22 protein-coding genes are annotated in these 20233 nt (G+C 72.5%); 16 read left to right on the top strand and 6 right to left on the bottom strand.

Annotated features, from left to right (window positions below; genetic code table 11):
- The first annotated feature begins 6 nt into the window (after nt 1-6).
- The 7 genes from ACE3Q3_RS06020 (at nt 7) to ACE3Q3_RS05990 (ending at nt 5216) form a co-directional block, all read left to right on the top strand.
- Nucleotides 7-918, top strand: a complete 912-nt coding sequence (locus ACE3Q3_RS06020) for a heme o synthase (RefSeq protein ID WP_374443506.1) — start codon at nt 7-9, stop codon at nt 916-918.
- Nucleotides 918-1049 carry a hypothetical protein gene (locus tag ACE3Q3_RS06015; protein ID WP_374443454.1) on the top strand — a complete coding sequence of 44 codons (132 nt, stop codon included), beginning with the start codon at nt 918-920 and terminating at the stop codon, nt 1047-1049. Before ACE3Q3_RS06020 ends, ACE3Q3_RS06015 begins: the two co-directional genes overlap by 1 nt.
- Nucleotides 1050-1067: 18 nt before the next feature.
- The gene (locus ACE3Q3_RS06010) at nt 1068-1646 is read left to right on the top strand and encodes a cytochrome c oxidase assembly protein (RefSeq protein WP_374443451.1); all 579 of its coding nucleotides are present in this window, start codon (nt 1068-1070) and stop codon (nt 1644-1646) included.
- Nucleotides 1647-1681: 35 nt separating this feature from the next.
- On the top strand, nt 1682-2518 hold the full coding sequence (locus tag ACE3Q3_RS06005; protein WP_374443448.1) for a cytochrome c oxidase subunit 3: 837 nt from the start codon (nt 1682-1684) through the stop codon (nt 2516-2518).
- Nucleotides 2506-2916: a DUF983 domain-containing protein gene (locus ACE3Q3_RS06000; RefSeq protein ID WP_374443444.1), complete on the top strand. Its 411-nt coding sequence runs from the start codon at nt 2506-2508 to the stop codon at nt 2914-2916. Before ACE3Q3_RS06005 ends, ACE3Q3_RS06000 begins: the two co-directional genes overlap by 13 nt.
- Nucleotides 2909-3643 (top strand): SURF1 family protein, encoded by a 735-nt coding sequence (locus ACE3Q3_RS05995; RefSeq protein WP_374443441.1) that lies wholly within the window; start codon nt 2909-2911, stop codon nt 3641-3643. Before ACE3Q3_RS06000 ends, ACE3Q3_RS05995 begins: the two co-directional genes overlap by 8 nt.
- Before the next feature lie 67 nt (nt 3644-3710).
- Complete coding sequence (locus ACE3Q3_RS05990; protein WP_374443438.1) at nt 3711-5216, top strand: carboxypeptidase M32; 1506 nt, start codon at nt 3711-3713, stop codon at nt 5214-5216.
- Nucleotides 5217-5224: 8 nt separating this feature from the next.
- Here the strand turns inward: ACE3Q3_RS05990 and ACE3Q3_RS05985 are convergent, their stop codons facing one another.
- On the bottom strand, nt 5225-5860 hold the full coding sequence (locus ACE3Q3_RS05985; protein WP_374443435.1) for a hypothetical protein: 636 nt from the start codon (nt 5858-5860) through the stop codon (nt 5225-5227).
- A gap of 150 nt (nt 5861-6010) precedes the next feature.
- Between ACE3Q3_RS05985 and thrC the strand changes: the two genes are divergently transcribed.
- Genes thrC through ACE3Q3_RS05970 form a run of 3 tightly spaced genes read left to right on the top strand, consistent with a single transcriptional unit; the run spans nt 6011 to nt 9374 of the window.
- Nucleotides 6011-7420, top strand: coding sequence for a threonine synthase (thrC, locus tag ACE3Q3_RS05980; RefSeq protein ID WP_374443432.1), 1410 nt, complete (start codon nt 6011-6013; stop codon nt 7418-7420).
- Nucleotides 7417-8676 carry a M16 family metallopeptidase gene (locus ACE3Q3_RS05975; protein ID WP_374443429.1) on the top strand — a complete coding sequence of 420 codons (1260 nt, stop codon included), beginning with the start codon at nt 7417-7419 and terminating at the stop codon, nt 8674-8676. The genes thrC and ACE3Q3_RS05975 overlap by 4 nt, the downstream gene beginning before the upstream one ends.
- Before the next feature lie 17 nt (nt 8677-8693).
- Nucleotides 8694-9374: a GNAT family N-acetyltransferase gene (locus ACE3Q3_RS05970; protein WP_374443426.1), complete on the top strand. Its 681-nt coding sequence runs from the start codon at nt 8694-8696 to the stop codon at nt 9372-9374.
- Nucleotides 9375-9377: 3 nt separating this feature from the next.
- Here ACE3Q3_RS05970 and ACE3Q3_RS05965 read toward each other — a convergent pair whose 3' ends face one another.
- Nucleotides 9378-9953, bottom strand: a complete 576-nt coding sequence (locus tag ACE3Q3_RS05965) for a YqgE/AlgH family protein (protein ID WP_374443422.1) — start codon at nt 9951-9953, stop codon at nt 9378-9380.
- Nucleotides 9954-10132: 179 nt separating this feature from the next.
- Here ACE3Q3_RS05965 and ACE3Q3_RS05960 point away from each other — a divergent pair, with 179 nt between their 5' ends.
- Together ACE3Q3_RS05960 and ACE3Q3_RS05955 are read left to right on the top strand one after the other, a co-directional pair.
- A complete protein-coding gene (locus ACE3Q3_RS05960) occupies nt 10133-12241 on the top strand; it encodes a protein-disulfide reductase DsbD family protein (protein ID WP_374443419.1) in 2109 nt (702 codons plus the stop codon).
- 142 nt (nt 12242-12383) lie between these two features.
- On the top strand, nt 12384-12866 hold the full coding sequence (locus ACE3Q3_RS05955; protein WP_374443416.1) for a peroxiredoxin: 483 nt from the start codon (nt 12384-12386) through the stop codon (nt 12864-12866).
- Between the two features lie 67 nt (nt 12867-12933).
- On the opposite strand, the gene ACE3Q3_RS05950 is transcribed toward ACE3Q3_RS05955, so the two are convergent.
- Nucleotides 12934-13698 carry a PhoH family protein gene (locus ACE3Q3_RS05950; protein ID WP_374443413.1) on the bottom strand — a complete coding sequence of 255 codons (765 nt, stop codon included), beginning with the start codon at nt 13696-13698 and terminating at the stop codon, nt 12934-12936.
- Between the two features lie 360 nt (nt 13699-14058).
- On the opposite strand from ACE3Q3_RS05950, the gene ACE3Q3_RS05945 reads away from it, so the two are divergent.
- Nucleotides 14059-14706, top strand: coding sequence for a methyltransferase (locus ACE3Q3_RS05945; protein ID WP_374443410.1), 648 nt, complete (start codon nt 14059-14061; stop codon nt 14704-14706).
- A gap of 7 nt (nt 14707-14713) precedes the next feature.
- Here the strand turns inward: ACE3Q3_RS05945 and ACE3Q3_RS05940 are convergent, their stop codons facing one another.
- The gene (locus ACE3Q3_RS05940) at nt 14714-14911 is read right to left on the bottom strand and encodes a DUF4170 domain-containing protein (RefSeq protein WP_374443407.1); all 198 of its coding nucleotides are present in this window, start codon (nt 14909-14911) and stop codon (nt 14714-14716) included.
- Nucleotides 14912-15082: 171 nt separating this feature from the next.
- Here ACE3Q3_RS05940 and ACE3Q3_RS05935 point away from each other — a divergent pair, with 171 nt between their 5' ends.
- From ACE3Q3_RS05935 to ACE3Q3_RS05925, 3 genes are all read left to right on the top strand, one after another.
- Nucleotides 15083-16576 carry a UbiD family decarboxylase gene (locus tag ACE3Q3_RS05935; protein WP_374443404.1) on the top strand — a complete coding sequence of 498 codons (1494 nt, stop codon included), beginning with the start codon at nt 15083-15085 and terminating at the stop codon, nt 16574-16576.
- Between the two features lie 132 nt (nt 16577-16708).
- Entirely contained in the window at nt 16709-18055 is a 1347-nt protein-coding gene (locus ACE3Q3_RS05930) for a TldD/PmbA family protein (protein WP_374443401.1), read from the top strand.
- Nucleotides 18056-18142: 87 nt separating this feature from the next.
- A complete protein-coding gene (locus ACE3Q3_RS05925) occupies nt 18143-18556 on the top strand; it encodes a hypothetical protein (RefSeq protein ID WP_374443398.1) in 414 nt (137 codons plus the stop codon).
- A 3-nt stretch (nt 18557-18559) separates the two neighbouring features.
- Here the strand turns inward: ACE3Q3_RS05925 and ACE3Q3_RS05920 are convergent, their stop codons facing one another.
- Together ACE3Q3_RS05920 and ACE3Q3_RS05915 are read right to left on the bottom strand one after the other, a co-directional pair.
- Nucleotides 18560-19357 carry an AAA family ATPase gene (locus ACE3Q3_RS05920; RefSeq protein ID WP_374443395.1) on the bottom strand — a complete coding sequence of 266 codons (798 nt, stop codon included), beginning with the start codon at nt 19355-19357 and terminating at the stop codon, nt 18560-18562.
- Nucleotides 19358-19395: 38 nt separating this feature from the next.
- A partial coding sequence (locus ACE3Q3_RS05915; protein ID WP_374443392.1) for a diacylglycerol kinase family protein occupies nt 19396-20233 on the bottom strand: 838 nt, incomplete at its 5' end.

Below are 20233 nucleotides of genomic sequence, written 5' to 3'. Positions count from 1 at the left end.
CCGATCGTGACGGACGTCTCCAGCGAGGCCGCGGTCGCAACCCCCGCCACCCAGGTGGCGGGGGTCGGCGATTTCGTCGAGCTCATGAAGCCCCGGGTGATGTCGCTCGTGGTCTTCACCGGGCTGGTCGGGCTGCTGGTCGCTCCCGGCAACCTGCACCCCTTCCTGGCCGCGGTGGCGCTGCTCTGCATCGCCGTGGGTGCCGGCGCGTCCGGCGCCATCAACATGTGGTATGACCGCGACATCGACGCCGTCATGCGCCGGACCAAGTCGCGTCCGATCGTGACCGGGCGGGTGCCGGCCGAAGAGGCGCTCGCCTTCGGGGTCGCGCTCGCGATCGGCTCGGTGCTGGTGATGGGGCTCGCCCTCAACTACGCCGCTGCGGCCCTGCTCGCGCTGACCATCGCCTTCTACGTCTTCGTCTACACCGCCTGGCTGAAGCGGCGGACGCCGCAGAACATCGTCATCGGCGGCGCCGCCGGCGCCTTCCCGCCGATGATCGGCTGGGCCGCGGTCACCGGCGACGTGTCGCTGTTCCCGGTGCTGCTCTTCGCCATCATCTTCTTCTGGACGCCGCCGCACTTCTGGGCGCTGGCGCTCTACCGCTCCGGCGACTACGAGCGCGCCGGCGTGCCGATGATGCCGAACGTCGCCGGCGCCCGGGAGACGCAGCGCCAGATCCTACTCTACACGCTGGTGCTGGTGCCGGTGACGCTGGCGCCCTGGCTGCTGGGCTTCCTCGGCGGCATCTACGCGACGGTGGCCATCGTCCTCGGCGCCCTCTTCGTCGCCGGCGCGCTGCGCGTCATGCGCCAGCAGAACGACCGCGCGGCGATGCGGCTGTTCGGCTTCTCGATCCTCTACCTCTTCCTCGTCTTCGCCGCGGTCCTGGTCGACCGGGGCGTCGCCGCGCTGTGATGGCGGGTACGACGATGACGCCCGAGGACCGGCGCCGCCGCCGCGCCAAGAACTTCGCGATGCTGGCCGTCCTGGTCGGGCTGGTGCTGCTGTTCTACGCGATCACGATCGTCCGGATGGGCAAGCTCTGAGATGACGCGAGGCGAAGCATGACGCGCCATGGCCGCACCGCGCTGCTGCTGTCCGGGATCGTGGCGACGATGATCGGCGCCTCGTTCGCGGCGGTGCCGCTCTACGAGATGTTCTGCCGCGCCACCGGCTTCGCCGGGACGCCGATGCGGGCCGAGGCGCCGAGCCAGGTGACGGGGACCACGACCGTCACGGTGCGCTTCTCGGGCACGGTGCAGAGCCAGCTTCCCTGGCGCTTCGCCCCGGAGACGCCGACCATGACGCTGCAGGTCGGCGAGAACGGGCTGATGGCGTTCCGGGCGACGAACCTCTCCTCGCAGCCGATGGTCGGCACCGCCACCTTCAACGTGACGCCGGAGAAGGCCGCGCCCTACTTCGCCAAGACCGAGTGCTTCTGCTTCACCGAGCAGCGGCTGGAGCCGGGCCAGTCGGTCGACATGCCGGTCGCGTTCTTCGTCGACCCGGCGATCGCCGACAATCCGGCGACCCGGGACGTCCGCGCCATCACTCTCTCCTATACCTTCTTCCGGGCGGCCGACGACCCGGGCAGGCGGGCCGCCGCGCTGGCGCTGCCGCCCGGCGCGACGGCCGCCAACTGAGCGCCAGACAACGACATCCGCGAGCGGGAAGAGCCATGGCCAACAACGCCCACGCCAAGACCCACCCCTACCATCTGGTCGACCCCAGCCCGTGGCCCTTCCTCGGGTCGATGGCGGCATTGTGGCTGGCCTTCATGGCGCTGCTCTTCATGCATCCCGACATGCTGGGCGAGGGCAGCGCCGCGACGGTCCGCGGTCTCGGCGTCTGGAAGATCATTGTCGGCCTGGCGCCGGTGCTGCTGGTGATGGCCCTGTGGTGGCGCGACGTGGTCCGCGAAGGCGAGTACCAGGGTCACCACACCCCGGTCGTGCAGATCGGGCTCCGCTACGGCATGGCGCTCTTCATCGCCTCCGAGGTGATGTTCTTCGTCGCCTTCTTCTGGGCCTTCTTCGACGCCAGCCTCTATCCGCGCGAGGCGATCGGCGGGGTCTGGCCGCCCAAGGACATCCAGACCTTCGACGCCTTCGAGCTGCCGTTCCTGAACACGCTGATCCTGCTGCTCTCCGGCTGCACGGTGACCTGGGCCCATCACGAGCTGATCGAGGGCAACCGGGCGAAGGTGCTGCAGGCGCTCGGGATCACCGTCCTGCTCGGCCTATCCTTCACCGCGCTGCAGGCCTACGAGTACAGCCACGCCGCCTTCGGCTTCCGGCAGAACATCTACTCGTCGACCTTCTACATGGCGACCGGGTTCCACGGCTTCCATGTCATGGTCGGCACCATCTTCCTCGCCGTCTGCTGGTTCCGCGTCTGGCTCGGGCACTTCAAGCCGAACCACCATTTCGGCTTCGAGGCGGCGGCCTGGTACTGGCACTTCGTCGACGTCGTCTGGCTGTTCCTCTTCGTCTGCATCTACTGGTGGGGCGCCTGACCACGTCGCCCTCACCGATCGCCACCGGCCTCGCCGCACGCTGCCCGCGTTGCGGGCGAGGCCCACTCTTCAAGGGCTTCCTCACCGTCCGAGAGCGTTGCCCGGCCTGCGGGCTCGACCTCTCGCGGCACGATTCCGGCGACGGGCCCGCGGTCTTCGTGATCCTGATCCTGGGTGCGCTGGTGGTCGGGCTGGCGCTCTGGGTCGAGCTGCGCTGGCAGCCGGCGCTGTGGGTGCATGCGCTGCTGTGGACGCCCCTGACGATCGGCGGCGGGCTCGCCATGCTGCGGCCGTTGAAAGGGGTCTCCGTCGCCCTCAACTACCGTCATCGCATGAGCGATCCGGAAGCCCATTCGCCAGATGTCCCGCCACGCGACTCCCGTCCGCCCGATGCCTGACCGCTGGCCGTTCCGCTTCCGGCCACAGCGCGGGCCGACGCTGATCGTCATCCCCTGCCTCGTCATCCTGCTCGGCCTGTCGGCCTGGCAGCTGCATCGGCACGAATGGAAGGCCGGCCTGATCGCCGAGCGCGAGGCGGGCATGCAGGCGCCGCCGATCGCCCTGCCGGCCACCATCCCGGACGCGCAGGCGCTGTCGTTCCGCCATGTCCGGGTCACGGGCACGTTCCGGCACGACCGCGAGCTCTATGTCGCGGCGGTGTCGCGGCGCGGCAACGACGGCTACCAGATCGTGACCCCGCTCGAGCGGCGCGACGGGCCGCCGGTGCTGGTCAATCGCGGCTGGGTTCCGAAGGACCGCAAGGAGCCGGCCACCCGGGCCGCCGGACAGGTTCCGGGCGAGGTCTCGGTCGACGGCATCGCCCGGGTGAACCAGGTGCGTACCGGCTGGCTGTCCGGCATGATCCCGGCGAACCAGCCCGACCGGAACCTCTGGTTCACCATGGACCTGCCGGCGATGGGCGCCGCGCTGGGTCTCCGGGAGATCGCTCCGGTCTATGTCGAGGCCGGTCCGGCGCCCAATCCCGGAATCTACCCGCTCGGCGGGCAGACCCGGGTCAGCCTGCCGAACGACCACCTCCAGTACGCGGCGACCTGGTTCCTGCTGGCGATCGCGCTGGCCGTCATCTACGTCGTGTTCCACCGCCCGAAGTCGCCCGGCGCCTGAGCGGCGCCGCGGCCGGCGATCCACCCCGCCGTTGACAGGCGGGCCGGATCGCGCGCAAGCGGGGGGCATGACCGCGCTCGACCGCCTCACCACCCGCTTCCGCCGGATCGCCATCCTCGACGAGGCGGTCGGCATGCTGCATTGGGATGCCGCCGCCGTGATGCCCGCCGGCGGGGCGGCCGCACGTTCCGAGCAGCTCGCGACCCTGCGCGAGCTCTCCCACGCGACGCTGACCGCGCCGGAGACGGCCGACGAACTGGCGGCCGCCGCGGCCGCGGCGGCCGATCCCGACCAACGCGCGCGGATCGCGCTGATGCACCGGCGCTGGCAGCGCGCCACGGCGCTGCCGCCCGACCTCGTCACCGCCGCCTCGCGCGCCCGCTCGCACTGCGAGGCGGCCTGGCGGTCGGCGCGTGCGGCCGACGATTTCGCGGCCGTCCGTCCGGCCTTCGAAAGCCTGCTGTCCCTGGTCCGCGAGGAGGCCGCGGCCCTCGCCCAGGCGCTCGGCCGGTCCCCCTACGATGCGCTCCTCGACGGCTACGAGCCGGGACTGACGGCGGCCGACTGCAACCACCTCTTCGACCGTCTGCTCGCCTTCCTGCCGGATCTCCTCGGGCGCGCGCTCGAGGTCCAGGCGTCGCGGCCGGCGCCGCAGCCGCTGCCCGGACCGTTCCCGGTGGCGCGGCAGGCGGAACTGGCGCGCCGGTTCATGGCGGCGCTCGGCTTCGACTTCGCGCATGGCCGGCTCGACACCTCGGCGCACCCGTTCTGCGGCGGCACTCCGGACGACGTGCGCATCACCACCCGCTACGACGAGGACGACTGCCTGAAGGCGCTGATGGGCGTGCTGCACGAGACCGGCCACGCCCTCTACGAGCGCGGCCTGCCGCCGCTCCTGCGCCACCAGCCCGCCGGCGAGGCGCGCGGCATGGCGGTTCACGAGAGCCAGTCGCTGATCGTCGAGATGCAGGCCTGCCGCACGCCGGAGTTCGCCGCCTGGATGGCGCCCCGCCTCCGCACCGCGTTCGGCGGCGAGGGCGCGGCCTGGGCCACCGGCAACATCCACCGGCTCGTCACCCGCGTCTCGCGCGGGCTGATCCGCGTCGATGCCGACGAGATCGCCTACCCGCTGCACGTCATCCTGCGCTTCCGGCTGGAGCAGGCGCTGCTCGCGGGCGACCTGGCGCCGGCCGACCTGCCGGCCGCCTGGGGCGACGGCATGGCCGATCTGGTCGGGGTGCGGCCGGGGGACGACCGCGACGGCTGCCTGCAGGACATTCACTGGTACGACGGCGCCTTCGGCTACTTTCCGACCTACACCTTCGGCGCCGTCATGGCGGCGCAGCTCTTCGCCGCCGCCGAGGCCGCCCGGCCCGACCTCCGGGAGCGGCTGCGAGAAGGCGATTTCCGGCCGCTCACCGGGTGGCTGGCCGTCCATGTCCATGCCCACGGGGCGCTGCGGTCGTGGGACGAGATCCTCCGGAACGCCACCGGCGGCCCGCTCGACGTCGCGCGCTTCCGCGGCCACCTCGAACGCCGCTACCTCGGCGAGGCCGCCTCCGCGTCGTCCTGACCGGGGCCTCAGGCGAGCACGATGTCGAAGCGGCCGGCGAGCGCGCCCGCCTCGATCGCGTCGGCGGGGGCGAGCGCAACCACGACCGCGGCGCGTTCGGCCGGCGCGAGCGCGCGCAGGATCGTGTCGCGATCGTTGCCGGGCTCCCCCGCCACGTACATCTGCGTCACCAGCCGCGGCCGCCCCGGCGCCAGCACGGCGAAGTGGATGTGCGGCGTCCGTCCCGGGTAGGGCACGGGACGGATGGTGCGGAAGCGGTAGCCGCCGTCGCCGGCGGTGACCGTGGCGCCGAAGCCCTGGAACCCCGGATCGCGACGCCCGGCCCGTTCGGACCGGGGGTGGAGGTAGACGCCGTTGGCGTCGCACTGCCAGATCTCGACGCGGGCCCCGGCAACCGGGCGGCCGTCGGGCGTCGTCACCCGGCCGGAGACGTGGGTCACCTGTCCGAGCGCGCGGGCGGCGGAGCCGGTCACCTGCACGAGGTCGAAATCCGCGTCGGCCGGCAGCGTCGGCGGATAGAAGGGGCCCTCCGTCTGGCGCGGCGTCGCCACGGTCGCGGCGACCGGCGCGCCGCCTGCCCATCCGGCGACGACGAGTCCGGCGCCGGCGGTCAGCAGGCGACGCCGGGCGATGAAGTGCGGCATGGCGGCGGGTCCTTGGCGAAGTTGCATGCCCCCGTTGCACGGCCCGGCGCCGGAGTTCCTGCGCCGGTCCGGCGCTGCCCGGGGGCTGGCTTGCGACGGCGGGGTCCGGTCGCTAGGGTGGGTCATCGCGACCAGCGGAGCTTTTTCGACTTGCGCTACGTCAGCACCCGCGGCGCCGCGCCGGCGCTCGCCTTCGACGATGTCCTGCTCGCGGGCCTTGCCCGGGACGGCGGGCTCTACGTGCCGGAGGAATGGCCGGCCCTCACCGCCGACGACCTCCGGTCCTTCGCCCGCTGCGACTACGCCGAGACGACGACGCGCATCCTGTCGCCGTTCGTCGACGGGGCGATCGCCGAGGACGACCTGGCCGCGATCGTCGCCGACGCCTATCGCGGCTTCGCCCATGCCGCGGTCGTCCCGCTGAAGCAGCTCGGCGCCAACCAGTGGCTGATGGAGCTCTTCCACGGGCCCACGCTGGCCTTCAAGGACCTCGCTCTCCAGGTCGTCGGCCGGCTCTTCGACCATGTGCTGGCCAAGCGCGGGCGGCGGGTCACCATCGTCGGGGCCACCTCCGGCGACACCGGCTCGGCCGCCATGGAGGCCTGTCGCGACCGCGCGGCGATCGACGTCTTCATCCTCTTCCCGGAGGGCCGGGTGTCGGAGGTGCAGCGCCGGCAGATGACGACGGTCGATTCGCCGAACGTCCATGCCATCGCCGTCCGCGGCACCTTCGACGACTGCCAGGACCTCGTGAAGGCGATGTTCAACGACGCACCGTTCCGCGACCGGCACGGGCTGTCGGCCGTCAACTCGATCAACTGGGCACGGATCGCGGCCCAGATCGCCTACTACGTGTGGGCGGCGGTGGCGCTCGGCGCGCCCGGCCGCGCCGTGTCCTTCGCGGTGCCGACCGGCAATTTCGGCAACGTCCTGGCGGCCCATGCCGCGCGCCACATGGGCCTGCCGATCGCCGGCCTTGCGATCGGTACCAACCGCAACGATATCCTGACCCGCTTCCTCGAGACCGGCAGTCTTTCCATCGGAACCGTCGAACCCAGCCTCAGCCCGAGCATGGACATCCAGGTGTCGAGCAATTTCGAGCGCCTGCTGTTCGAGCTCTACGACCGCGACGGCGCGGCGCTGGCGGGCGCGATGGCGGACTTCCGGCGCGACGGCCGGCTCGCCCTCTCGACCGCGCAGTGGCAGCGGGCGCGGGCCGGCTTCGCCGGCCACCGGCTCGACGATGCCGGAACCCTGGCCACGATCCGCCGCGTCTGGCAGGCGACGGGAGAGATCATCGACCCGCACAGCGCCATCGGCGTCGCCACCGCCGAGGCCTGCCACCCTGACCGGGCGGTGCCGATGGTGGCGCTCGCCTGCGCCCACCCCGCCAAGTTCCCCGACGCCGTCGAGCGCGCGACCGGCATCCGCCCGCCGCTGCCGGGACGGCTCGCCGACCTGATGGACCGGCCCGAGCGCATGACCGTCCTGCCCAACGACCTGGCGGCGGTCGAGGCCTTCGTCGCCGACCGCAGCCAGACCGTGGGAGTCCCGGCGTGACGGTCCGGGTCACCACCCTTCCCGGCGGGCTCCGGGTCGCGACCGACCGCATGGAGGAGGTCGCGACCGTCTCGCTCGGGGTCTATGTCGATGCCGGCGCCCGCAACGAGCCGGCGGCGATCAACGGCGTCGCCCACTTCCTCGAGCACATGGCCTTCAAGGGCACCGAGCGGCGCTCGGCCCGGGCGATCGCCGAGGAGATCGAGGCGGTCGGCGGCCATCTCAACGCCTACACCGCCCGCGAGCAGACCGCCTACTATGCCAAGGTGCTGAAGGACGACGCGCCGCTGGCGCTCGACATCCTGAGCGACATCCTGCAGCACTCGACCTTCGATCAGGCCGAGTTCGACCGCGAGCGGCAGGTCATCCTGCAGGAGATCGGCCAGGCCGAGGACACGCCCGACGACATCGTCTTCGACCATTTCCAGGCGACCGCCTATCCCGGCCAGGCGATGGGCCGGCCGGTGCTGGGGACGGTCGAGACGGTCTCGGCGCTGCCGCGCTGGGCGCTCGTCGACTACATGCGCAGCCACTACCACGCCCCGGCCATGGTGGTCGCGGCGGCCGGTGCCGTCGACCATGACCGCATCGTCGAGATGGCGGCCGCGGCCTTCACCGGCATTCCCGGCGAGCCGCCGCCCGCGGTCGAGCCGGGCGGCTACGCCGGCGGCGATTTCCGCGAGGACCGCGACCTCGAGCAGATCCACCTCGTGGTCGGCTTTCCGGGCGTCTCCTACACCGACCCCGACCATCACGCCTATCAGGTGCTGGCGACGCTGCTCGGCGGCGGCATGTCGTCCCGCCTGTTCCAGGAGATCCGCGAGAAGCGCGGGCTGGTCTATTCGATCTATGCCTTCAGCTCGTCCTTCCACGACGGCGGCATCGTCGGCGTCTATGCCGGCACCGGCGAGCGCGAGGTCAAGGAACTGGTGCCCGTCCTGTGCGACGAGGTGCTGGCGATCGGCGGCAGCCTGGAGCCGGGCGAGCTCGCGCGCGCCAAGGCGCAGCTTCGGGCCAGCCTGCTGATGTCGCGGGAGAGCACCTCCAACCGGGCGGAGAGCCTCGCGCACCAGCTTCTGGTCCATGGCGCGCCGATCCCGACCGAGGAAACCCTGGCGCGGCTGGAGGCGGTCGACGCCGCGGCGATCGCGCGGGTGGCGCGACGGCTGCACTCGGGCCGCCCGACCGTCGCGGCGATCGGACCGATCGGCGGCGTCGAGCCGTTCGAGCGGATCGCCCGCCGTCTCGCCGCCTGAGCCGCGCCCAGCGGACGATGACGGCCAAGGCGGGCGGCGGATCGACCGGCGGCGGCTCGGGCGTCGTCGCGCGCCGCCCGTCCCGTCCGGCGCCGGGACGTCTCGAACGGTGGCTCGGACCCTTCCTCGGCGAGGCGCACACCACCATTCTCGGCGGGGACCGCGTCTATCTCCGGCCGCCGCGCCAGTCCGATTTCGAGGGCTGGGCCGACGTGCGGACGCAGTCGCGCGCCTTCCTCGCGCCGTGGGAACCGACCTGGCCCGAGGATGCGCTGACCCGCACCGCCTACCGCCGCCGCCTCGCGGCCTACGGCGTCGACTGGCGCAAGGACGCCGGCTACAATTTCTTCGTGTTCGGCCGCGGCGACGACGCGCTGCTGGGCGGCATCGGCCTCGCCAACGTCCGCCGCGGCGTCGTCCAGAGCGCCAGCCTCGGCTACTGGATGGGGGTCGCCCACGCCGGGCAGGGCTACATGACCGAGGGGCTGCGGGCGGTGCTCGCCTTCTCCTACGAGCGGCTGCACCTGCACCGGCTGGAAGCGGCCTGCCTGCCCTCGAACATGGCCAGCCGCCGCCTGCTCGCCAAGTGCGGCTTCCGCGAGGAGGGCTACGCCCGCAAGTATCTCTGCATCAACGGCGTCTGGCAGGACCACGTCCTGTTCGGCCAGCTCGCCGAGGAATGGCGCCTCGCCGGCTGACCGTCAGGCGTGTCCGGCCTCGCTCGAGAGCGTGGTGAGGTCGATGCCGAGGCGCTTCAGGGCGCGGTCCCAGATCTCGTCCAGCGAGGTGCCGAAGACGAGATCCTCGTCGGCCGGGACCTGCAGCCAGCCGTTCGCCTGGATCTCCTGGTCGAGCTGGCCGGGGCCCCAGCCGGCATAGCCGAGCGCCATCAGCGCGCGCTTCGGGCCTTCCCCGGCGGCGATCGCCTTCAGCACGTCCATGGTCGCGGTGAGCGCCATCCGCTCGTCGATCTGCAACGTCCCTTCGTAGACATGGTCGCTCGAATGCAGGACGAAGCCGCGGCCGGTCTCGACCGGGCCGCCGAAATGGACCGGCATCCGTTCCGTCGCCGCCGAACCCTCGAGCGAGAGCTGGCTCATCAGCTCCGACACGGTCAGCGCGCCCAGCACCTTGTTGACGACGATGCCCATCGCGCCGCCCTCGCTGTGGGCGCACAGGTAGATGACCGACTTCTCGAAACGCGGGTCGCCGATCGCCGGCATCGCCACCAGCAGGCTGCCGGTCAGGTAGCCGGATTGCGTGTCGCGGGTGTCCATTCGCGGGGTCCCCTGCCTCCGGGAGAAGCAATGGTGACGATGCTTAGAGATATGGCACCGGATGCGGAGCGGCAAGGCGCCGGGCTGCCGCCCGTGCGCCGCCGTGCCGCACCGCCGCCGGGTGCCGGCCACGGCATTGTGACTCGCTCCGCCGCGCCCCCCGCCCATATAGGAGCCCGATGATCGGAGCCGTCCAGCGCACCCTGCTCGCCGCCGCTGCCGTCGCCGCGGCGGCGATCGCCGCCGTGCTTCCGGCCGCCGCCGAGACCGCCTCGGACTGGCAGCGGACCGACCAGACGGCCGTCCGGCTGGTCTCGGCGGTGACGGCCACGGGTGGCAGCGGGAGCCTGTCGCTGGGCCTGCAGTTCCGGATGGAACCCGGCTGGAAGGTCTACTGGCGCTCGCCCGGTTCGGGCGGCCTGCCGCCCAGCATCGACTGGCAGGGGTCGGACAATGCCGGCGGCGCGGAGGTCCTGTGGCCCGCGCCCAAGCGCTTCGATGCGCTCGGCATCGAGAGCTTCGGCTATGCCGACGAGGTCGTCCTGCCGATCCGGCTGGCCGTGCCGCGACCCGACGCGCCGGTGCGGCTGACGGCCGCCGTCGACTACCTCACCTGCCGCGAGATCTGCATCCCCTATCAGGCGACGCTGCGGCTCGACGTTCCGGCCGGCCCGGCGCAGCCGTCGCCGGAAGCCGCCCTGGTCGGCCGGTTCCTGGAGCGCGTGCCGGGCGACGGTGCCGCGGCCGGGCTCGGCATCGAGCAGGTGGCGCTGGTGCGCTCGGGCGAACGGCGGACCCTGGTCGCGACGGTCCGGGCGGCGGCGCCGCTGGCCGCGCCCGACCTCTTCGTCGAGACCGCCATCCCGGTCGATGTCGGCGCGCCCCGGGTCGTCGCGGCGGGCGACGGCGTCCGCCTCGAAGCGCCGGTCGCCGGCGACCCCGCCACCATCGACCGGCTGGCCGGCAGCGCCGTCACCCTGACGCTCGTCGACGGCGACCGCGCCGTGGAGGCCGTGCTCGCGGTCGCGGCGGCGGACGGCCTGCCGTCCTCCGGGGTCCCGGCCGGCCTGTGGCTGGCGATGCTGGCGACGGCGTTGCTCGGCGGCCTCGTCCTCAACCTCATGCCATGCGTCCTGCCGGTGCTGTCGCTGAAGCTCCTCGGCGTCGTCGAGGCGGGCGGGCGGGAGCGGCGGGAGGTGCGCTGGGGTTTCGTCGCCGCCTCGGCCGGCATCCTCTTCTCGTTCCTGCTGCTGGCGGGCGGGGCGATCGCGCTGAAGTCCGCCGGGCTCGCCGTGGGCTGGGGAATCCAGTTCCAGGAGCCGTGGTTCCTGACGGCGATGGCGGCGGTTCTGGCGCTCTTCGCCGCCAACCTCTGGGGCTGGTTCGAGATCCCGCTGCCGGGCTTCGCCCAGGCGGCGGCCGGCCTCCCGCACCGGGGCATCGTCGGGCATTTCCTCACCGGCGCGCTCGCCGCCCTGCTGGCGACGCCGTGTTCGGCGCCCTTCCTCGGCACCGCCGTCGGCTTCGCCCTCTCCCGCGGCCCGCTGGAGATCCTGGCGATCTTCCTCGCGCTCGGGATCGGGCTCGCCCTGCCCTATCTCACCATTGCGGCCTTCCCCGGCCTCGCCGTCCGCCTGCCGCGGCCGGGACCGTGGATGGGACGCGTGCGCCGCGTGCTGGCGATCGCCATGGCCGCCACCGCGATCTGGCTGCTGACCGTGCTGGCGGCGCAGCAGGGGGCGTGGCCGGCGCTGGCGCTGGCCCTGGTGCTGGCGCTGGCGGTCCTCTCGCTCGGGCCGCTCGCGCGTCTGCCCAGGGCCTGGCGGACCAGCATCGCCGCGGCGACGGTCGTGCTCTTCGCGGTCGCGGTGGTGCCGCGGCTTTCGGGCCCCCCGCCGTCTGCGGCGCCGGTCGCCTCCGACGCGCAGTGGCGGCCGTTCGAGCGCGCCCGCATTGCCGGGCTGGTGGCCGACGGCCGCACTGTCTTCGTCGACGTCACTGCCGACTGGTGCATCACCTGCCAGGTGAACAAGAAGCTGGTCATGACGCGGGGCGAGGTCGCGGAGCGGCTGGCGGGGCCGATGCTGACGCCGATGCGCGCCGACTGGACCCGGCCCGATGCCGACATCGCGCGCTTCCTGGCCGACCATGGCCGCTACGGCATCCCCTTCAACATCGTCTACGGGCCGGGGGCGCCCGGCGGGATCGTCCTCCCCGAACTCCTGACCGAGGGCGCGGTCCTGGACGCGCTGGCCCGCGCCGGCGGGACCCGGGCCGCGGCGCGCTGACCGCCGCCCCACGCGCGCGGCCCCGACCGCGCCGCCAGGGGGTGACAGCGGCCGGTCGACCCCCTATGTCAGGCGGGTGCCGCGGCGCTTCGGCCGACGGCGTTCCATGCATCGTGATCGAGACCCTGCAGGAGGCATCGCCATGACCATCGCCGTCGGCCAGAAGATCCCGTCTGGCAAGCTGAAGACCATGACCGCCGAGGGGCCGAAGGACATCACCACCGACGAACTGTTCGGCGGCAAGAAGGTCGTCGTCTTCGCCCTGCCGGGCGCCTTCACCCCGACCTGCTCGGCCAAGCACCTGCCGGGCTTCGTGCAGCATGCCGGCTCGATCAAGGGCAAGGGCGTCGACACCATCGCCTGCCTCTCGGTCAACGACGCCTTCGTCATGGGCGCCTGGGGCAAGGACCAGAACGTCGGCGACAAGGTGCTGATGCTGGCCGACGGCAGCGGCGACTTCACCGAGGCGCTGGGCCTCACCCTCGACCTGACGCCGAACGGCATGGGCAAGCGCTCGAAGCGCTATGCCATGGTCGTCGACAACGGCACCGTGACCGCCCTCAACGTCGAGGAGCCGGGCAAGTTCGAGGTGTCGAGCGCCGAAGCGGTGCTGAAGCAGCTCTGAGCCGGCAGCCGTCCGGTCCGGACGGAACGGCCGCCCCGGCGAGGGGCGGCCGTTCGCCTTTCCGGGCTCAGAGGACGGTCAGCATCTCCGCCACCAGCGGGTGGCGGACGATGTCGTGCTCGTCGAGCCGCACCACGGCGATGCCCGGCACCGTCGACAGGCGGCGGGCGACCTCCGCCATGCCGGAGATGCCGTCCAGCAGGTCGCTCTGGTCCGGATCGCCGGTCAGCACCATCGTCGAGTGCCAGCCGAGGCGGGTCAGCAGCATCTTGATCTGGCCGTAGGTGCAGTTCTGCGCCTCGTCGATGACGACGAAGCAGTTGTTGAGCGTGCGTCCGCGCATGTAGGCGATGGGTGCGATCTCGATGGTGCCGTCGGCGATCAGCTGGCGGACGCGCTTGGCGCCCATGCGGTCGTTGAGGGCGTCGTAGAGCGGCCGCAGATAGGGGGCGAGCTTCTCGTGCAGGTCGCCCGGCAGGTAGCCCAGGTTCTCCCCCGCCTCCACGGCCGGCCGCGACAGCACGATGCGGGCGACGCTGCCGTCCTGGAGGGCTTCGACCGCGGCGGCCACCGCGAGATAGGTCTTGCCGGTGCCGGCCGGACCCATGGCGACGGTCAGGCTGTGGCGTTCGATCGCGTCGGCGAGCCGCTTCTGCCCCGGCCCCTGGGGCCGGACCTTGCGGACATAGCTCTGCTCCCGCCGATCGTCCGGCGCCTCGTCGCCGGGCACGTCGCCCAGCGGATCCCAGCGCGCGACCAGCTCCCCGAAGAGGCCGCGGACCTTGGGATCGATCGTCTTCGTGCTCACGTCGCCGCGCGCGCGCTTGGCCATGCCGGTCTCCTCTCGGTCGAACGGGAAAAGCAGGCTCGGAAGGGATGCTCGACCCCGAAACGCGAAACGCCGCCCGGTCGCCTGGGGGCGAGGGGCGGCGTGTGCGTGATCGTCGCGGGGGTGCGCTGCCGACTGCGGCACCGCCCGGAACCCGGCCCTTCGGGCCGATATCCGGGCGCCGCCGCCGGGGGAGGGGCGGCAGGGAGGGATGGTCCTGATTCGGCACATCGCCATTTCGCACTGCAACACTAACGCCGCAGCGCGCGATTCGGCCACGCGATCTTGGGCTTGTCGCAGGAAATTCATCCACATCCTGGGCTCCCGCTGGCGTCGGCCGGCGGCAGCCTGCAGGATGGGGCCATGGATCCGATCGCCTTCGTCCGGCGCGAGACCGTGGCGGCGGCTCTGCCCTTCGTGCCGGAACTGCGGCTCCATCTCGCGACCGAGGTGACGCCGTTGTGGCAGGCGACGGAGGCGACGCTCGAACGGCGCGGCGTGCCGCCGCCCTACTGGGCCTTCGCCTGGGCGGGCGGGCAGGCGCTGGCGCGCCTCCTCCTCGACCGGCCGTCCCTGGTCGCCGGCCGGCACGTCCTCGACGTCGGCTCGGGCTCCGGCCTGGTCGCGCTGGCGGCGGCCCTGGCCGGGGCGGCCCGGGTCGAAGCGGTCGACATCGACCCGTTCGCGGTCGCCGCGATCACCCTCAACGCCGCCCTCAACGGCCTCGCCGTCGAGCCTCGGGCCGCCGATCCGATCGGCAGCGACGACGGCTGGGCCACCGTCCTCGTCGGCGACCTCTGCTACGAGCGGCCGGTGGCCGAGCGGCTGCTGCCGTGGCTGCGGCGCCTGGCCGGGCGCGGCGCTGAGGTCCTGCTGGCCGATCCCGGCCGAGCCTACGTCCCGCGCGACGGGATAGCCGAGATCGCCCGCTACACCGTCCCGGTCGACCGCGAGCTGGAGGATCGCAGCCTGCGCGAGACGGTGGTCTACCGCGTCGCCGCCGCCGGCTGACCGGCGATCAGGCCCGCTGCTCGGCCTCTTCGACGATGCGGTACCGGCTGTGGCAGTCGTCGACCGTGGCAAAGGCGCGCGCCGACCAGGCGCTGCGGGCCTCCTCCCAGGTCGCGAACGGCCCGATCCGCTCCTCGCTGCGCCCTTTCGCCAGCGTCCGGAACTCGGTGTCCGCATACTCGCCGCCGATCACCCAGAATGCCATTCCGTTCCTCCTGATGTGCGGTATCCGCAATTTCCAGGGGGTCAATGTCGGGTGCCGCCGATCCAAGTCAATGCGGCGGGCCGCCGCTCGACCCCGTCGCGTCGCCGGTATCGCTCGCCGATCGCGGCGGCGCGGCCTAAGTTGCCGTCCGGTCGCCTGACGGACTTGCCGATGCCCTACGCCTCCCTGCGCGATTTCATCTCCCGGCTCGAGAACGAGGGCCGGCTCGTGCGCGTCCGGGCGCCGGTGTCGCCGGTCCTGGAGATGACCGAGATCCAGACCCGCCTCCTGGCCGAAGGCGGCCCGGCGGTGCTGTTCGAGAACGTCGTCGGCCATGACATGCCGGTGCTGGTCAACCTGTTCGGCACCGTCGAGCGGGTCGCCTGGGGCATGGACCGGACGCCGGACCAGCTCCGCCAGGTCGGCGAGACGCTGGCCTTCCTGAAGCAGCCGGAACCGCCCGGCGGCTGGCGCGAGGCGCTGGAACTGCTGCCGCTGCTCAAGACCGTGATGGCGATGAAGCCGCGCACCGTCGGCCGTGCGCCGTGCCAGGAGGTGGTGCTGACGGGCGCGGACATCGACCTCGCCCGCCTGCCGGTGCAGACCTGCTGGCCGGGCGAGCCGGCGCCGCTCATCACCTGGCCCCTGGTCGTCACCCGGGGGCCGTCCGGCGCGCGCGAGGACGGCTTCAACCTCGGCATCTACCGGATGCAGGTGACGGGGCGGAACACCACCCTGATGCGCTGGCTGCGCCATCGCGGCGGCGCCCAGCACCATGCCCGCTGGGGCCGGGAGAAGCGCGACCCGCTGCCGGCGGCGGCCGTCATCGGGGCCGATCCGGGCACCATCCTGGCGGCGGTGACGCCGGTGCCGGACACCCTGTCGGAGTACCAGTTCGCCGGCCTGCTGCGCGGCCGCAAGGTCGATCTCGTCGACTGCCGCACCGTGCCGCTCAAGGTCCCGGCCGAGGCCGAGATCGTGCTCGAGGGCCATGTCTCGCTCGACGAATACGGCGACGAGGGCCCCTACGGCGACCATACCGGCTACTACAATTCGGTCGAGCCCTTCCCGGTCTTCACCATCAGCGCCGTCACCATGCGGCGCGACCCGATCTACCTCTCGACCTTCACCGGCCGCCCGCCCGACGAGCCGTCGGTCTTGGGCCAGGCGCTCAACGAGGTCTTCATCCCGCTGCTGCGCCAGCAGTTCCCGGAGATCGTCGATTTCTGGCTGCCGCCCGAGGGCTGCTCCTACCGCATCGCCGTGGTGTCGATGCGCAAGGCCTATCCCGGCCACGCCAAGCGCGTGATGATGGGGGTCTGGTCGTTCCTCCGGCAGTTCATGTACACGAAATGGGTGATCGTCGTGGACGACGACATCGACGCCCGCGACTGGAAGGACGTGATGTGGGCGCTGTCGACCCGCATGGATCCGGCCCGCGACATCACCGTCGTCGACCGCACCCCGATCGACTATCTCGACTTCGCCTCGCCCGAGAGCGGGCTCGGCTCCAAGATCGGTCTCGATGCCACCGACAAGTGGCCGCCCGAGACCCACCGCGAGTGGGGCCGCCAGATCCGCATGGACCAGGACGTGATCGACACCGTCACCCGGAAGTGGGCGCAGTACGGCCTGCCGGGCAGCGGCCGGCCGATCTGGCGCTGAGAGGCCCGCCCGACTTCCATGCCCGCGGGCGCCGGCCGGTCCGCGGTTGACGGCGTCCCGGCCAGCGGCCACATGGAGGGCGCATCTCCGCCGCCCGCCCCAACTAACCCGCCCTACCCGAGGTCACCGCCGATGACGACGGATTCTCCGGCCACGCTCGACCTGCTGTCGGACCTGATCGCCCGCGCCCGGCGCGCCGGCGCCGACGCCGCCGACGCGGTGCATGTCGAGGGCACCTCGATCGCCCATGCCCAGCGCCTCGGCGAAACGGAGAAGCTGGAGCGCTCGGAGGGGCAGGATCTCGGCCTCCGGGTGCTGGTGGGCCGGCGGCAGGCCGTGGTGTCGTCCTCCGACCTCGGCCGACGGGCGCTGGACGAACTGGTCGAGCGCGCGGTCGCCATGGCCCGCGTCGTGCCGGAAGACCCCTATTGCGGCCTGGCCGAGCCCGAGGCGGTCGCCCGCGACTGGCCGGACATGGACCTCTCGGACCCCGTCGAGCCCTCGGCCGAGACCCTGATCGACTGGGCGCGACGCGCGGAGGAGGCGGCACGCGCCGTTCCCGGCGTCACCAACTCCGAGGGGGCCGAGGCCGGCTGGTCGCGCAGCCGCGTCTCGCTCGTGGCCTCCAACGGCTTCGCCGGCAGCTACGAAGGATCGGGCTGGTCGCTCAGCGTCTCGGTGCTGGCCGGCGAGGGCACCGGCATGGAGCGCGACTACGACTTCACCTCGGCCGTCTACGGCAGCGACCTGCGTCCGCCCGAGGATGTCGGCCGCAGCGCCGGTGAGCGCGCGGTGCGGCGCCTCGGACCGCGCAAGGTCGCGACCGCGAAGTTGCCGGTCGTCTTCGATCCCCGGGTCTCGGGCGGGCTGGTCGGCCACTTCGCCGGCGCGGTCAACGGCCAGGCGATCGCCCGCGGCACCAGCTTCCTCAAGGACCGCATGGACCAGCCGGTCTTCGCCCCCGGCGTCGCCGTGATCGACGATCCGCTGCGGCCGCGCGGCCTGCGCTCGCGCCCCTTCGACGGCGAGGGGCTGCCGGCCCGCCGCCGGTCGCTGGTCGAGGACGGGGTGCTCCGCGGCTGGGTGCTCGACCTGCGCTCGGCTCGTCAGCTCGGCCTCGCCTCGACGGGCAACGCCGCCCGCGGCACCGGCGGGCCGCCCTCGCCGACCACGACCAACCTCTATCTCGCGGCCGGCAGCCTCGCGCCCGACGCGCTGCTGCGCCAGGCGGGGCGCGGCCTCTACGTCACGGGACTGATGGGTTTCGGCGTCAACGGCGTGACCGGCGACTACAGCCGCGGCGCCTCCGGATTCTGGATCGAGGACGGCCGCATCGCCCATCCGGTCAGCGAGGTCACGATCGCCGGCAACCTCAAGGACATGTTCCGTACCATGGTCCCGGCGAACGATCTCGAGTTCCGCTACGGCACCAATGCCCCGACCGTCCTGGTGCCGGAGATGACGGTGGCGGGCCGCTGATCGGGCTTGATCTCGCCGCCGGGCGATGCGCGTAATTCGCGTGCCTCGGCGGGCTGGAAGCAACCACCCCGGGGCGGAGGAACCCCCATGCTCCGACGAATGCTGGTCGCGGCGTTGGCACTGGCCTGGGGCGTCTCGCCGGCCCTGGCCGAACGCATCACCATCAGGGTCACGTTCCAGAACGAGACCTCCGTCGCCGCCAAGGGCAAGGTCGACGACGCGAACGAGGACGACGATGACGACCGTCTGCTGACGGACGTCCCGGCCCAGGCCCACGTCACCGCGCCCGACGCTTATCTGGACCTCAACGTCTTCGTGACCGGGGCCTACTACGACGTCGTCCTGACGCGGAACGACCAGCGCAGTTGCGCGGCCCGGTATGCGGTCTACGACAATTCCTGCTCCCGGACGTCGCTGCAGAACACGGGGGCGGTCCAGTGCGACTCCGCGTCGAGCTGGAGCGGCAGGACCTGCGGTATCGCGATCAAGATCACCCCGTGACGGTCAGAGCGCGCGCAGGAAGCGGGCCGGATCGGCCAGGAAGGCGCGCGTCAGGCGGACATGCTCGACCGCGTCGTAGGCGGTGGGAACGAGGCGCCCCTCCGCGATGACGAGGATGGCGGCGTCCGGCAGCGCCATCAGGATCGGCGAGTGGGTGGCGATGACGAACTGGCAGCCCTGCGCCACCCGGTCGGACAGGATCGCCATCAGTGCCAGAACCCGCGTCGGCGACAGCGGCGTCTCCGGCTCGTCGAGGAAGTAGAGCCCGGACGGCACGAGCCGCGCCTGCAGCAGCGCCAGGAAGGTCTCGCCGTGCGAGCGGGCCTCCGGGTCTTCGCCGTAGCGCCCGGTCAGCGCCGCGCGCTGGGCCCGCGCGAGGCCCACGGCACGAGTCCGGCCGACGCCCTCGGGCAGTGCCTCCGCGAGCTCATCGGCGATCCCGGACAGGGCCTCGGCCTCGGCCGAGATGCGTCGGCTGAAGCCCAGCACGTCCTCGGCGCGCAGGAAGAGGCGCGTGCGGGCATGCCGGCGCCGGACGAAGCGGAAGCCCCGCGCGAACTCGCGGGCCGGCGCCAGGGACGGATCGCCGTCGAGCCGGCGGCTGCCCGCGGCGACCGCCTGCATCCCGACGGCGAGCGTCTCCAGCAGGGTCGACTTGCCCGACCCGTTCTCGCCGACCAGGAAGGTGACCGCGGCGTCGAACTCGATGCCGTCCAGCCCGGCCGCCAGCGGCAGCGTCCAGGGAAAGGCTGCCGGGCGGTCGATGTCGTCGCGGCGCCGGATCGCCGACAGGAAATGCACGGGGCGGATGCTCCTCCGTCTCGACGGAGGAGCCGCCGTCACGGCACGAACACGCGCGTCTCCTCCGCCGCCATGGTAACCCGGACCGGCAGCCGGGCCACGATGTCGCCGTCGGCCTGGACCGGTTCGGCGGCGCCGTCGGCCGCCTCGATCCGGATCTCCCGTCCCTCGACGACGCGCACGTCGCCGAGCCGCGGGATGAGGCCGAGGACCATGGCGACGAGATAGCGCAGGATCGCCCAGCGGCCGGAGCGCCCGAAGAGGACGACGTGCAGCCGGTCGTCGTCGAGCCGGGCGGCCTCCGCCAGGACGAACCGGCCGCCGTAGAAGCGGCCGTTGCAGCACACGGCCGACGCCGCCTCGTACTCCGCCCCGTCGATCGTCACCCGGTAGCGGTGCGGCCGCCATCCGAGGAAGACGCGCAGCCCGGACAGCACGTAGGCACCCTTGCCGAACCGGCGCTTCACGGCCGGATCGATGCCCGCCACCACCGCCGCGTCGAAGCCGACGCCGGCCATCATCGCGAAATAGTGCCCGTCGACGCGGCCCAGGCGGATGGTGCGCGACTGCGCCGCGATCAGCGCGCGGGCGGCGCGTGCCATCGATGCGCCGATGCCGAGCTCGTGCGCCAGGACGTTGGCGGTGCCGATGGGGATCAGCCCCAGCCCGAGGGGAGCGCCCGCCATGCCGTTGAGGGCCTCGTTGATGGTGCCGTCGCCGCCGGCGACGATCACCGCCCCTGCCAGCCCGCCTGCAACGTGCCCGCCTGCCACATGCCCGCATGCCACATGCCCGCATGCCACGTTCCCGTCCGCCACGTTCCCGTCCGCCACGTGCCCGTCCGCCACCCTGGCGGCGAAGGCTTCGGCATCGCCG

It is taken from the genome of Allostella sp. (assembly GCF_041913585.1).
In the GTDB taxonomy this organism is placed as follows: domain Bacteria; phylum Pseudomonadota; class Alphaproteobacteria; order ATCC43930; family Allostellaceae; genus Allostella.
Note: the sequence above shows the minus strand (reverse complement) of the source record. Positions and strands in the feature narration are given on the sequence as shown.